At 68.4% G+C, this 12,510-nt stretch carries 14 protein-coding genes, 1 tRNA gene and 1 pseudogene; 9 read left to right on the top strand and 7 right to left on the bottom strand.

Annotated elements, in window-relative coordinates; translation table 11 throughout:
• Complete coding sequence (gene mscL, locus AC2H6A_RS01630; protein WP_484271383.1) at positions 1 to 450, bottom strand: large conductance mechanosensitive channel protein MscL; 450 nt, start codon at positions 448 to 450, stop codon at positions 1 to 3.
• A gap of 303 nt (positions 451 to 753) precedes the next feature.
• Between mscL and petA the strand changes: the two are divergent.
• The 9 genes and pseudogenes from petA (at position 754) to AC2H6A_RS01585 (ending at position 8,111) form a co-directional block, all read left to right on the top strand.
• Positions 754 to 1,358: pseudogene (petA, locus tag AC2H6A_RS01625) on the top strand (ubiquinol-cytochrome c reductase iron-sulfur subunit).
• Between the two features lie 17 nt (positions 1,359 to 1,375).
• Positions 1,376 to 2,797 (top strand): cytochrome b, encoded by a 1,422-nt coding sequence (locus AC2H6A_RS01620; RefSeq protein WP_484271382.1) that lies wholly within the window; start codon positions 1,376 to 1,378, stop codon positions 2,795 to 2,797.
• 19 nt (positions 2,798 to 2,816) lie between these two features.
• Entirely contained in the window at positions 2,817 to 3,683 is an 867-nt protein-coding gene (locus AC2H6A_RS01615; RefSeq protein WP_484271381.1) for a cytochrome c1, read from the top strand.
• Positions 3,684 to 3,772: 89 nt separating this feature from the next.
• On the top strand, positions 3,773 to 4,387 hold the full coding sequence (locus AC2H6A_RS01610; RefSeq protein WP_484271380.1) for a glutathione S-transferase N-terminal domain-containing protein: 615 nt from the start codon (positions 3,773 to 3,775) through the stop codon (positions 4,385 to 4,387).
• 31 nt (positions 4,388 to 4,418) lie between these two features.
• Entirely contained in the window at positions 4,419 to 5,000 is a 582-nt protein-coding gene (locus tag AC2H6A_RS01605) for a ClpXP protease specificity-enhancing factor (RefSeq protein ID WP_484271379.1), read from the top strand.
• A gap of 31 nt (positions 5,001 to 5,031) precedes the next feature.
• Positions 5,032 to 5,107, top strand: a tRNA-Thr gene (locus AC2H6A_RS01600).
• Between the two features lie 81 nt (positions 5,108 to 5,188).
• Positions 5,189 to 5,872: a GntR family transcriptional regulator gene (locus AC2H6A_RS01595; RefSeq protein ID WP_484271378.1), complete on the top strand. Its 684-nt coding sequence runs from the start codon at positions 5,189 to 5,191 to the stop codon at positions 5,870 to 5,872.
• A complete protein-coding gene (locus tag AC2H6A_RS01590; protein WP_484271377.1) occupies positions 5,869 to 6,750 on the top strand; it encodes a phytanoyl-CoA dioxygenase family protein in 882 nt (293 codons plus the stop codon). The genes AC2H6A_RS01595 and AC2H6A_RS01590 overlap by 4 nt, the downstream gene beginning before the upstream one ends.
• Complete coding sequence (locus AC2H6A_RS01585) at positions 6,747 to 8,111, top strand: NAD(P)H-dependent oxidoreductase (protein WP_484271376.1); 1,365 nt, start codon at positions 6,747 to 6,749, stop codon at positions 8,109 to 8,111. Before AC2H6A_RS01590 ends, AC2H6A_RS01585 begins: the two co-directional genes overlap by 4 nt.
• Here AC2H6A_RS01585 and AC2H6A_RS01580 read toward each other — a convergent pair.
• The 6 genes from AC2H6A_RS01580 to hemA all read right to left on the bottom strand — a co-directional run.
• Positions 8,045 to 8,422, bottom strand: a complete 378-nt coding sequence (locus tag AC2H6A_RS01580; protein WP_484271375.1) for a hypothetical protein — start codon at positions 8,420 to 8,422, stop codon at positions 8,045 to 8,047. The two genes, AC2H6A_RS01585 and AC2H6A_RS01580, sit on opposite strands and share 67 nt — an antisense overlap.
• Positions 8,423 to 8,534: 112 nt before the next feature.
• On the bottom strand, positions 8,535 to 8,960 hold the full coding sequence (locus AC2H6A_RS01575) for a universal stress protein (RefSeq protein ID WP_484271374.1): 426 nt from the start codon (positions 8,958 to 8,960) through the stop codon (positions 8,535 to 8,537).
• Between the two features lie 66 nt (positions 8,961 to 9,026).
• On the bottom strand, positions 9,027 to 9,347 hold the full coding sequence (gene grxD / locus AC2H6A_RS01570; protein WP_484271373.1) for a Grx4 family monothiol glutaredoxin: 321 nt from the start codon (positions 9,345 to 9,347) through the stop codon (positions 9,027 to 9,029).
• A 65-nt stretch (positions 9,348 to 9,412) separates the two neighbouring features.
• On the bottom strand, positions 9,413 to 10,300 hold the full coding sequence (gene prmC / locus AC2H6A_RS01565) for a peptide chain release factor N(5)-glutamine methyltransferase (RefSeq protein ID WP_484271372.1): 888 nt from the start codon (positions 10,298 to 10,300) through the stop codon (positions 9,413 to 9,415).
• A gap of 47 nt (positions 10,301 to 10,347) precedes the next feature.
• Positions 10,348 to 11,430 (bottom strand): peptide chain release factor 1, encoded by a 1,083-nt coding sequence (gene prfA / locus AC2H6A_RS01560; protein ID WP_484271371.1) that lies wholly within the window; start codon positions 11,428 to 11,430, stop codon positions 10,348 to 10,350.
• Between the two features lie 51 nt (positions 11,431 to 11,481).
• Positions 11,482 to 12,510 (bottom strand): glutamyl-tRNA reductase (hemA, locus tag AC2H6A_RS01555; RefSeq protein WP_484271370.1); only part of this gene is annotated, 1,029 nt, incomplete at its 5' end.

The raw sequence follows: 12,510 nt of genomic DNA, 5'->3' as shown, positions 1-12,510 counted from the left end.
TCAGGCGCGCTGCTGCTTGAGCAGGTCGCGGATCTCGGCAAGCAGCACCTCGCTGGCCGGCGGGGGCGGCGGCTCGGCGGGCGCGGCCGGCGCGGCGGCGTCGGCCTGTTTCCAGCGGTTCATCGCCTTGACCATCATGAAGATGATGAACGCGAGGATCAGGAAGTTGACCGCGATGGTGATGAAGCTGCCGTAGGCGAAGACCGGCACGCCGGCCTTCTTCAGGGCATCGAGGCTCATGACGGTGCCCGGCGGGATCTGTCCCAGCGGCACCAGCAGGCTGGAGAAATCGAGCTTGCCGCCGATGATGGCGGCCACCACCGGCATGATCAGGTCGCCCACCACCGAGTCGACGATCTTGCCGAAGGCGGCGCCGATGATCACCCCCACGGCGAGGTCCATCACATTGCCCTTGATGGCGAATGCCTTGAATTCGGCGACGAGCGACATCTGCGTTCCTCCTGGATTGTTGGTGTATTGGTGGCAAACAGGCCTGACGCCGGCCCGATCCGCCTGCTTCGGAACTTATCACAGGGCATCCGGCCCGCTGAACCCCTCTCGAACCGTCCCTCGGACAGCAGTGCGGTTTTTCCATTGCGCTGCACAATCGGCTAAACTCGTGTGCTGCCTGACTGCGGCGCTGCCGGCGCCGCCGCTTTTCAGGTCCGGGACTGCGCCGCCTCGGTGACGCGTGCTCCGGGCCGCCGCGCCCCCGCATTCCTTCCAGAGCGATCAGCCATCAGGATCCCCGTCATGAGCGATTCCTCCCTGTTGCCCGAAGACCCCTCGCGTCGCGCCGCGCTGCTCACCACCTGTTCGGTGGGCGCGGTGGGCGGCGCCGCCGTGGCCTGGCCTTTCCTGAAGAGCCTGAAGCCCTCCGAGCGCGCCCTCGCGGCCGGCGCTCCGGTCGAGGTCGACATCGCCGGCATGGCGCCGGGCGAACTCAAGCGCGTGGAGTGGCGCGGCAAGCCGGTCTGGGTGGTCCGCCGCACCCCCGAGATGCTCGAGACCCTCAAGAAGACCGAGCCCGGCGTGGCCGATCCCGGGTCGGTGCGCACGGCGTACCCCACGCCCGACTACGCCAAGAATCCGCACCGCTCCATCAAGCCCGAGTACCTGGTGGTGGTGGGCATCTGCTCGCACCTCGGCTGCTCGCCGTGGAGAAGTTCACGCCCGGTTCCCAGCCCTCGCTGCCTGATGACTGGGCTGGCGGCTTCCTGTGCCCCTGCCACGGCTCCACCTTCGATCTCGCCGGGCGGGTGTTCAAGAACAAGCCCGCGCCCGACAACCTCGAGGTTCCGCCGCACACCTACCTGAGCGACACCCGGATCCTCATCGGCGAAGACAAGAAGGCCTGAGCGAAGGAACGCACATCATGGCAGTCGAAAAGCAACTCCCCCCCAATGCCCCGGTGCTCGACAAGACGCTCGCCTGGGTCGACGCACGGTTCCCGCTGACCGCCACCTGGAAGGCGCACCTCTCCGAGTACTACGCGCCCAAGAACTTCAACTTCTGGTACTTCTTCGGCTCGCTCGCCATTCTGGTGCTGGTCATCCAGATCCTGACCGGCATCTTCCTGGTCATGCACTACAAGCCTGACGCCTCGCTCAATTCGGCGGGCGTGCCGGTGGCCTTCGCCAGCGTCGAGTACATCATGCGCGATGTGCCTTACGGCTGGCTGGTGCGCTACATGCACTCCACCGGCGCCTCGGCGTTCTTCGTGGTGGTGTACATGCACATGTTCCGCGGGCTGCTGTACGGCTCGTACCGCAAGCCGCGCGAACTGGTCTGGATCTTCGGCTGCGCGATCTTCCTGTGCCTGATGGCCGAGGCCTTCATGGGCTACCTGCTGCCCTGGGGCCAGATGTCGTACTGGGGCGCCCAGGTGATCGTGAACCTGTTCGCGGCGATTCCGTTCATCGGCCCTGACCTCTCGGTCTGGATCCGCGGCGACTATGTCGTGAGCGATGCCACGCTGAACCGCTTCTTCTCGTTCCATGTCATTGCGGTGCCCCTGGTGCTGCTCGGCCTGGTGGCGGCCCACGTGGTGGCGCTGCATGAGGTGGGTTCCAACAACCCCGACGGGGTCGACATCAAGGCGCGCAAGGACGCCAGCGGCAAGCCGCTGGATGGTATTCCGTTCCACCCCTACTACACCGTGCATGACATCCTGGGGGTGTCGGTCTTCCTGATCTTCTTCTCGGCGGTGGTGTTCTTCTCGCCCGAGCTCGGCGGCTACTTCCTGGAGTTCAACAACTTCATTCCTGCCGACCCGCTCAAGACGCCGCCTCATATCGCGCCGGTCTGGTATTTCACACCGTTCTATTCCATCCTGCGGGCCACCACCGACGAGTTCCTGCTTTACTGGCTGACCCCCTTCCTCATCGTCTATTCGCTGATGGTGGTGGTGAGCGCGCGTCGCGCGGTGTTCAAGCTGATCGCACCGGCGGTCAGCGCGGTGCTGATCATCGGCTTCTTCCTGGCCGACGCGAAGTTCTGGGGCGTGGTCGCCATGGGCGCCTCGGTGGTGATCTTCTTCGCGCTGCCCTGGCTCGACAACAGCCCGGTGCGCTCCATCCGCTACCGTCCCGGCTGGCACGGCTATGTCTATGCGGTGTTCGTGGTGGTGTTCATCGTGCTGGGCTACTTCGGCGTGCTGGCACCGTCGGCGGCTGGCCAGATCTTCTCGATGATCGGCACGCTGCTGTACTTCAGCTTCTTCCTGCTGATGCCCTGGTGGAGCGCCATGGGCGAGTTCAAGTCGGTGCCCGATCGGGTCACCTTCGAGGCCCACTGAGCGTCGCCGGGATCCGACCATGAAAACTCTCCGCACCCTGCTTGCTGCCCTCCCGCTGGCACTCGGCCTTTCCATCGCCCAGGCCTCCGAGGGCGGTTTCCCGCTCGACCGATTCCCGGTCGAGAAGCTCACCGACATCCCGTCGCTGCAGAATGGCGCCAAGCTGTTCGTCAACTACTGCCTGAACTGCCACGGCGCATCATCCATGCGCTACAACCGGCTGCAGGATCTCGATCTCACCGAAGACCAGATCCGCAAGAACCTGCTGTTCACCGCGGAGAAGGTCGGCGAGCCCATGAAGGTGGCCATCGCCCCGGCCGATGCCAAGGCCTGGTTCGGCGCCCTGCCGCCCGACCTGTCAGTGATCGCGCGGGCGCGCGCGTCCGGCGCGGGCAGCGGCGCCGACTGGCTCTACACCTACCTGCGCTCCTACTACCGTGACGGCACCCGGGCCACCGGCTGGAACAACGCGCTCTTCGAGAACGTCGGCATGCCGCATGTGCTCTGGGAACTGCAGGGTCCGCGCGGCGTCACCATCCAGGACACCAAGGCGGTCAAGGACGAGAAGACCGGCGCGCTCACCGGGTACCAGAAGGTGACGGTCAGCTTCGATGCCGCCGGTGTCCGCACCGAGAAGGCCGAGAAGCTCGAGGGCAAGCACCATCATGACAAGCGCGAGATCGTGCTTGGCAAGCCCGAGGGTGGCGCTCTGCCCCAGGCGCAGTACGACGCCGCCGTGGCCGATCTCGTCGGCTACATCACCTACATGTCCGATCCCTCGGCGCGCAGCCGCACCCAGCTCGGGGTGTGGGTGCTGCTGTTCCTGACGGTCTTCACGGTCTTCGCGTGGTGGCTCAACCGCGAATACTGGAAGGACATCAAGTAGTTCCCTCGCCGCCATCCACCGGGGTGAGCCGTCATCCGGCTCACCCCTGATTTTTTTCAAGCACACCGTTCACAAGGGAGCCGCTCGCCATGATGGTTCTGTATTCGGGCACCACCTGCCCGTTCAGCCAGCGCTGCCGCTTCGTGCTGTTCGAAAAGGGCATGGACTTCGAGATCCGCGATGTCGATCTCTACAACAAGCCCGAGGACATCTCGATCATGAATCCTTACGGCCAGGTACCCATCCTGGTCGAGCGTGATCTGATCCTGTACGAATCGAACATCATCAACGAGTACATCGACGAACGCTTTCCGCATCCGCAGCTCATGCCGGCCGATCCGGTGATGCGCGCGCGCGCCCGGCTGTTCCTGTTCAACTTCGAGCGCGAGCTCTTCGTGCATGTGCAGCAGCTCGAGCGGCGGGACCACCACAAGGACGCGTCCAAGCAGATGGAGAAGGCGCGCCTGCAGATCCGCGACCGCCTCACCCAGCTCACGCCGATCTTCATCAAGAACAAGTTCATCCTGGGCGAGGACTTCTCCATGCTCGATGTGGCCCTGGCGCCGCTGCTCTGGCGCCTCGATCACTACGGCATCGAGATGCCCAAGACCACCGCGCCGCTGCTGCGTTACGCCGAACGGATCTTCTCGCGGCCGGCCTATATCGAGGCGCTGACGCCCTCCGAGAAGGTGATGCGGCGTTGAGCGCCTGGCCTGTGCCGGCGCCGAGACTGCGGTGAGCGAACTCTCCACCAAGCCCTATCTGATCCGCGCGATCCATGAGTGGTGCGCCGACAGCGGGTATCGCGCGCATATCGCCGTGGCGGTCGACGAGACCACCCGCGTGCCGATGGAGTTCGTGCGCAACGGCGAGATCGTGCTCAACATCTCGGCCGATGCCACCAACCGGCTGCAGATCGGCAACGACCTGATCGAGTTCGAGGCGCGCTTCAACCGGATCGCCCGGCAGATCTCGGTCCCGATCACGAATGTCTCGGCCATCTATGCCGCCGAGACCGGTCACGGCATGGCGTTCGATGTGCCCAAGCCGCTCGCGCTGGCGCCATCGCCGGCGCCGGCAGCGCAGGGTGCTGCCGACGAGTCGCCGCCGCACCGCGCCGCTGACGGGGCCGCTGCCGCGACCGATGGTGCATCGGGCGCCAGTGCCGCATCCGCCTCGCCGGTGTCGCTGGTCTCGATTCCGCCGGCGGGCACGGGCGGCTCGGGTACGCCGGGCGCTCAGGGCGCTCCCGATGGGGATCCGCCGGCGCCTGGCGCGCCGTCGGGTGGCCGACCGCGCCTGACTCGCGTCAAGTAGGGCTCTCTCGCGGGGGGCGTCGCTCCTCGTTGCCGGCTTAGCTCAGTTGGTAGAGCAACCGCCTTGTAAGCGGTAGGTCACCTGTTCGAGTCAGGTAGCCGGCACCATCTTCCCGCCGATCGCGCACGCCGCCCGGCACGGCTGCCACGGCCGCATCAAATCGGTATTCTGTATACAATGCCGACCACATGGCCGCCTCGCTTACCCGACTTGCGCCCGCGCCCGACCTGGTCGAACAGGCGCATCGCGCCCTGCTCGATGCGATCTGCGACGGCTCGCTGCCGCCCGGCGCCCGCATCACCCAGGAAGATCTCGCCGAACGGCTCGCGGTCTCGCGACAGCCGGTGCTGCAGGCCTTGCGCCTGCTCAAGGCCGAGGGCTTCCTGCAGGATGCGCCCGGTCGTGGCCTGCAGGTGGCGCCGCTCGATGTGCGCTGGGTGCGGCAGGTCTATCAGGTGCGCGGCGCGCTCGATGCGCTGGCGGCGCGTCTGGCGGCGCAGGCGGGCTGCCGCATCGACCCGGCGCTGATCGCCCGCGGCCGCAAAGCCGCGGCCGGTGACGACATCCCGGCCATGATCGATGCCGATGTCGCCTTCCATCAGGCGATCTGCCGGGCCAGCGGCAATCCGCTGCTCGAACGCATCACCGACCAGCACTGGCAGCATCTGCGCCGGGTGATGGGCGCGGTGCTGCAGACTGCGCGCCGAGCCAGCGTCTGGGACGAGCACGAGGCGATTGCCGAGGCGATCGCGGCGGGCCGTGCCGACGCTGCCGTGGCGCTCACCGGGCATCACAATCAGCACGCCGCCGACGGTCTGGCGCGCGGGCTCAGCCAGGTCCTGAACCTTTCCCACTCCGGAGACACGCCATGAGACTCACCCCCGAGCAGCTCGCGCAGTTCGACCGCGACGGCTACCTGTTCTTCCCCGGTCTGTTCACGCCGCAGGAAACCGCAGTGCTCAATAGCGCGGTGCCCGAGCTCTACAGCCGGCGCGAGGCCTACAACGTGCGCGAGAAGGGCAGCGACGCCGTGCGCACCAACTTTGCGGCGCACATGTACAGCGAGCCCTTCGCCCGGCTGGCGCGCCATCCGCGCATGGTCGAGCCGGTGATGGATCTGTTCAAGGAGCAGGTCTACATGCACCAGTTCAAGATCAACGGCAAGATGGCCTTCGAGGGCGATGTCTGGCAGTGGCACCAGGACTACGGCACCTGGAAGAACGATGACCTCATGCCCACCGAGCGGGCGATGAACGTGGCCATCTTCCTCGACGATGTCAACGCCTACAACGGGCCGCTGATGTTCATCCCGGGCAGCCACAAGCGCGGCGTGATCGATGCGAAGCACGACCTCACCACCACCAGCTATCCGCTGTGGACGGTCGACAACGAGCTCATCGCGAAACTGGTCGAGCGCGCCGGCGGCAAGCAAGGCGGCATCGTCAGCCCGCAGGGCCCGGCCGGCTCGATGATCGTGTTCCACAGCTGTCTGGTCCATGCCTCGGCCAGCAACCTTTCGCCCTGGAACCGGGTGAGCGTGTACCTCAGCCTGTGCGCGGTCTCCAACCACATCCAGCGCGCGCGCCGGCCCGAGTACATCGCGCATCGCGACTTCACCCCCATCAGCTGCCTGCCCGACGACTGCCTGGTTCGCGACTATCCGGTCGAGCTGCCGTGGAAGGATGGCGTGCCGGCCAGCGCGCTGCAGACCAGCGATACGCCCTTCACCGACCGGAAGCTCGCGGCATGAACCTGCATGCCAAGCTGCGGCAACGGGCCGCCGAAGGCCGGCCGGTGCGGGTCGGCCTGATCGGCGCGGGCAAGTTCGGCTCCATGTATCTCGCGCAGATCCCGCGCACGCCGGGCGTGCACCTTGCCGCCATTGCCGACCTCTCGCCGGTTGCGGCCAGGGCCAATCTCGCCCGCGTGGGCTGGCCGGCCGAGCGCACCGCGGCCTCCAGCATCGAGGCCGCCCTCGCCGCCGGCACCACCCATGTCGGGGACGACTGGCAGGCGCTGGTGCGCCATCCCGCAATCGATGTGGTGGTGGAGTGCACCGGCCATCCGGTGGCCGCGGTCGACCACTGCCTCGAGGCCTTCGCCCACGGCAAATCGGTGGTCAATGTCACGGTCGAGGCCGATGCCTTCTGCGGGCCGCTGCTCGCCCTGCGTGCGCAGCAGGCCGGGGTGGTGTATTCGCTCGCCTTCGGCGACCAGCCAGCCCTGATCTGCGATCTGGTCGACTGGGCGCGCACCTGCGGCTTTCCGGTGGTGGCCGCTGGCCGCGGCCACAAGTGGCTGCCGCATTTCGCGCAGTCCACCCCTGAAACCGTCTGGGGCCATTACGGCCTGACGCCGGAGCAGGCCCAGCGCGGCGGTCTCAACCCCAAGATGTTCAACAGCTTCCTCGACGGCTCCAAGCCGGCGATCGAAAGCAGCGCGGTCAGCAACGCCACCGGCCTGGGCGTGCCGTCCAACGGCTTGCTCTATCCGCCGGCCAGCGTCGAGGACATCCCCTTCGTCACGCGGCCGGTAGCCGAGGGCGGCGTGCTCGAGCGCAAGGGCATGGTCGAGGTGATCTCCTCGCTCGAGCCTGATGGTCGACGCATCCCCTACGACATCCGCATGGGGGTGTGGGTGACCGTCGAGGGCGAGACGGACTACATCCGCAACTGCTTCGAGGAATACAACGCCCACACCGATCCGAGCGGGCGTTACTTCACGCTCTACAAGCGCTGGCACCTGATCGGCCTGGAGGTGGGGGTGAGCGTGGCCAGCGTGGCGCTGCGCGGCGAGCCCACCGGCGTGGCCACGGCCTGGAACGCCGATGTGGTGGCCACTGCCAAGCGCGACCTCGCGGTGGGCGAAGTGCTCGACGGGGAGGGCGGCTACACGGTGTGGGGCAAGCTGCTGCCCGCGGCCACCTCGGCGGCGATGGGCGGGCTGCCCCTGGGCCTGGCCCATGATGTGCGGGTGATCCGACCGGTGCGCCAGGGCCAGAGCCTGAGCTGGGACGATGTCGCCATCGACACCGGCACCCGTGCCTACCGGCTGCGGCGCGAGATGGAGTCGTTGCTCGGCTCGCGTTCGGCGGGCAGTCTGGCCGCCTGAGGGCGGGTCTGGGCGAGGTCGAGCGTCACCGCCCGGCCGAGCTCGCTGCCCACCCGCAGCAGGTCTCTGGCGGCCCGGCCAAGCTCGATCATGGCCTCGGCCAGCGCCAGGGTCGCGCCTTGCAGCCGCGCATCCCTGTCCTGTCCGGACAGGCGCCGCTCCAGCCGGTCCAGCGCCCGTCGTGCCCGGGCGTTGGGCGGCGGTCCGATGCGGGTGAGTTCCAGCAGCAGCACCGCCCGGCGGCGCGCGTCGAATCCCGACGGGTGACGGCGCGCCAGGCGCCGCCACTGGTCCGGGCGAAAGTGATCCATGCGATTCCCGTCTCGCCGGCCGACAATCGGCCGCTTGTCGGAGCATAGCGGCCGCTGATCGGCGGCTGGCGTGACCGGCGTCACGCCGGCGGGAGATCCGCCTGCAGGGGAACTACTTCACCAGCAGAACCGGCACCTTGCTGAGTTCGCTCACGCGCTGCGCGACCGAGCCGATGAGCAGGTCCTTGAGGCTGGAGCGCCCCTTGCTGCCGAGCACCAGCAGGTCAAAGCCGCCTTCGCTGGCCGCCGCGGCGATCTCGGCGGCGATGTGGCCGGTGCGGATCACCATGTCGTGGCGGACACCGGCCTTGTCGAGCAGCTTGCGGGAAGCCGCCAGATCCTGGTCGGAGAGGTCACGCAGGTAATCGTTGACCGCCTTGCGGCCCACGAAACGCTCGGCATGACGCAGGGCGGTGCCGTCATGCACGCTGATCAGCGTGACCGTGCTGGGCGACTTCAGCTCGGCCACCAGCTTGGCCGCGTGACGGACCGCCCTCAGAGCATGCTTGGAGCCGTCGGTGGCGAGAAGGATCTTCATGGCGGGGATTCCTGGGGTTGACGAGGGGACGGACCGGCGCCGGGCGCGCCCGCCCCGGACAGCCGGTCAGGCCGCGGGCGGTGCGGGAAGCAGCTTCTGCAGTTCGCCCGACTGGTACATCTCGGAGACGATGTCGGAGCCGCCGATGAACTCGCCGTTGACATAGAGCTGCGGGATGGTCGGCCAGTTGGCGAAATCCTTGATGGCCTGACGCACCTCGTCGTCCTCGAGGACATTGACGGTGACCAGGTTGCGGATGCCGCAGGCCTTCAGGATCTGCACGGCGCGCCCCGAGAAGCCGCATTGCGGGAACTGCGCCGTGCCCTTCATGAACAGCACGACCGGGTTTTCGGTGACGGTTTTCTGGATGAATTCCTTGGCGTCCATCGCGTGTCTCCGTGAGTGGAGACGCTATTCTAGGCCAGGACTCGGCCAGAGCCGGTCATGACCCGTCAGGCACCCGACAGGATCGCGGTCACCCGATGCGGATCATCGGGCCTGCCGTCGGTGCCGCCGTTGAGCCTGCCCAGCGTCACCCGTTCCCGATCCTCGGCGTCGCGTTCCGTGCGCACGCTGCTCAGCCCGGCCTCGGTCAGCAGGGCCCGCACCGGGGCGCCCTGATCCATGCCGTGCTCGAGCAGCAGCCATCCGCCGGGTTCGAGGTACCGGGGTGCCGCCCGCGCAATGCGCTGCAGGTCGGCAAGGCCGGCCTCATGGGCTACGAGCGCTTCCCGCGGCTCGAACCGGAGGTCGCTGGCGAGGTGGGGATCATCTTCGGCGAGGTAGGGCGGGTTGGCCGCCACCAGCCCGAATCGGGCCGAGGCGGGCAGCGCCTCCCACCAGTTGCCCTGCCGGAACTCGATCCGCCCGGCCCCGCCCTGGCCGAGCAGGGACTGCGCATTGCGTCGGGCCACGGCCAGCGCGGCTGCACTGCGGTCGGTGGCGCACAGCCGCAGATCGGCGCGGGCGCAGGCCAGGCTGATCGCGATCGCGCCGCTGCCGGTGCCCAGATCGAGCACCCGGGCCTCGGGCGGGGCGAGCGCCAGGGCGAGATCGACCAGGATTTCGGTGTCGGGCCGCGGCACGAGCACCGCCTCGTCGACCCTGAACATCAGCCCGCGGAACTCGCGCCGGCCGGTGAGATAGGCCATCGGTTCCCCGGCCAGTCGGCGGCGCGCGAGTGCCAGGAAGCGCGCGGCGAGTCCGGCATCCACCGGCTCGGGGCCGTGGGCGATCAGCCATTCCCGAGGCCGGCCGCTCAGCGCTTCGAGCAGCATGCGGGCCTCGAGCCGGGGCAGGCCGGCGGCAGCGATCAGCTGGTCGTGACTCGGGGGGTTCATGCGGCGCAGGGTTCGGCCTGGGGCCTGGGGCAGGGCGGTCGCGCCGCTCAGACGGCCTCGGCCAGCGCCGCGAGCTGCTCTGCCTGGTGGGCACTGCCCAGTGCCGAGAGCACCTCGTCGATGTCCCCGTCCATCACCCTGTCGAGCTTGTAGAGGGTGAGGTTGATGCGGTGGTCGGTAAGCCGGCCCTGCGGAAAGTTGTAGGTGCGGATGCGTTCGGAGCGATCGCCCGAGCCGATCAGCGACTTGCGGTGCGCCGCCTCCCTGGCCTGCGCCTCGCGCATCTGGCGGTCGCGCAGCCGGGTGGCCAGCACCTTCATGGCCTTGTCTCGGTTGCGGTGCTGCGAACGGTCGTCCTGGCACTCGACCACGATGCCGGTGGGCAGGTGGGTGATCCGCACCGCCGACTCGGTCTTGTTGACGTGCTGCCCGCCCGCGCCCGAGGCGCGAAAGACATCGATGCGAAGGCTCTCGGGGTCGATCTGGACGTCGCTGGCGTCATCGGCCTCGGCCATCACCGCCACCGTGCAGGCCGAGGTGTGGATGCGGCCCTGGGCCTCGGTCTCGGGCACCCGCTGCACCCGGTGCCCGCCGGACTCGAACTTCAGGCGCGAGTAGACCCCATCGCCGGCGATGCGCACGATCACCTCGCGGTACCCGCCGAGCTCGGAGGCGCTCTCGGACATCAGCTCGGTCTGCCAGCCCTGGCGCTCGGCATAGCGCAGGTACATGCGCAGCAGGTCGCCGGCGAACAGCGCCGATTCGTCGCCGCCGGTGCCGGCCCGGATCTCGAGCATGACATCGCGCTCGTCGTTGGGGTCGCGCGGCAGCAGCAGCCGCTGCAGGGTGTCTTCCTCGGTGCGCAGGCGCTGCAGCGCGGCCTGCGCCTCCTCGTCGGCGAATGTCCGCAGCTCGGGATCGGTGCGCATGGCCTCGGCCGCCTCGCGGTCGGCCTGGGCCTGCTTCCACGCCGTGAGGTGACCCACCACCTGGGTGAGCTCGACCTGCTCGCGGTTGAGCCGGCGCAGCGTGTTCAGGTCGCGCGCCGCTTCCGGCCCGGAGAGCAGCAGATTGACTTCGGCCAGGCGCTGCTCGAGGCTTTCGAGCCGCGCCAGCATCGACGGTGTCATGGCGGAACGGGCAGCGGGAAACCCGGCGCGGGCCTGGCGGGCGGAGCGCCCTCAGGCCTGACCGGGAAAGAGACGATCGATCAGGCGGACGAGCGCCTCATGGTCTTCGCCCGGCCGCTGCAGCATGGCCGTGGGCGCATGCAGGAACTTGCCGGTGAGGCCGCGCGCGAGGGATTCGAGCACCTCGGCCGGATCGTCACCGCGGGCCAGCAGCCGCCGCGCGCGCTCGAGTTCGGCCTGGCGAAGGGCTTCGCCGCGGGCATGGAGTTCGCGGATGACCGGCACGGCCTGACGCGCGCTCATCCACTGCATGAAGGCATCGACCCGGGTCTCGATGATGGCCTCGGCCTGCGCCACCGCCGCGCGGCGGTTCTCGGCGCCGCTCTGCACCACCTTGCCGAGGTCGTCGACGGTGTAGAGGAAGACATCATCGAGGCGCGCCACTTCGGGCTCGATGTCGCGCGGCACGGCCAGGTCGACCATGAAGATCGGCCGGCGACGACGGGCGCGGGTGGCCCGCTCGACCATGCCCAGACCGATGATCGGCAGGGTGCTGGCGGTGCACGAGACCACGATGTCGAACTTCTCGAGCGACTCGGGCAGCTCGTTCAGGCGCAGGGTGCCGCCGTTGAACTGGCGGGCGAGCTTCTCGCCGCGTTCCTCGGTGCGGTTGGCGACCACGATGGCCTTGGGGTGCTGCGCGGCGAAGTGGGTGGCGCACAGCTCGATCATCTCGCCGGCGCCCACGAACAGCACCCGGGTGTCGCGCAGGTCTTCGAAGATGCGCCGGGCCAGCCGCACCGCGGCCGCGGCCATCGATACCGAGTGGGCGCCGATCTCGGTGGTGGAACGCACCTCCTTGGCCACCGCGAAGGAGCGCTGGAACAGCTGGTGCAGGTGCGTGCCGAGAGAGCCGGTGTCCTGCGCCACGCGCACCGCCTCCTTGAGCTGGCCGAGGATCTGCGGCTCGCCCAGCACCATGGAGTCGAGGCCCGCGGCCACGCGGAAGGCGTGCCGCACCGCCTGGCTGTTGGGCAGCACATAGAGGTGCGACTGCAACTGGCCGGCGGCCAGCCCCTG

The sequence above is a fragment of the Quisquiliibacterium sp. genome (genome assembly GCF_982640115.1).
The sequence above is the reverse complement of the archived record's forward strand: the minus strand, read 5'-3'. Positions and strand labels throughout refer to the sequence as shown.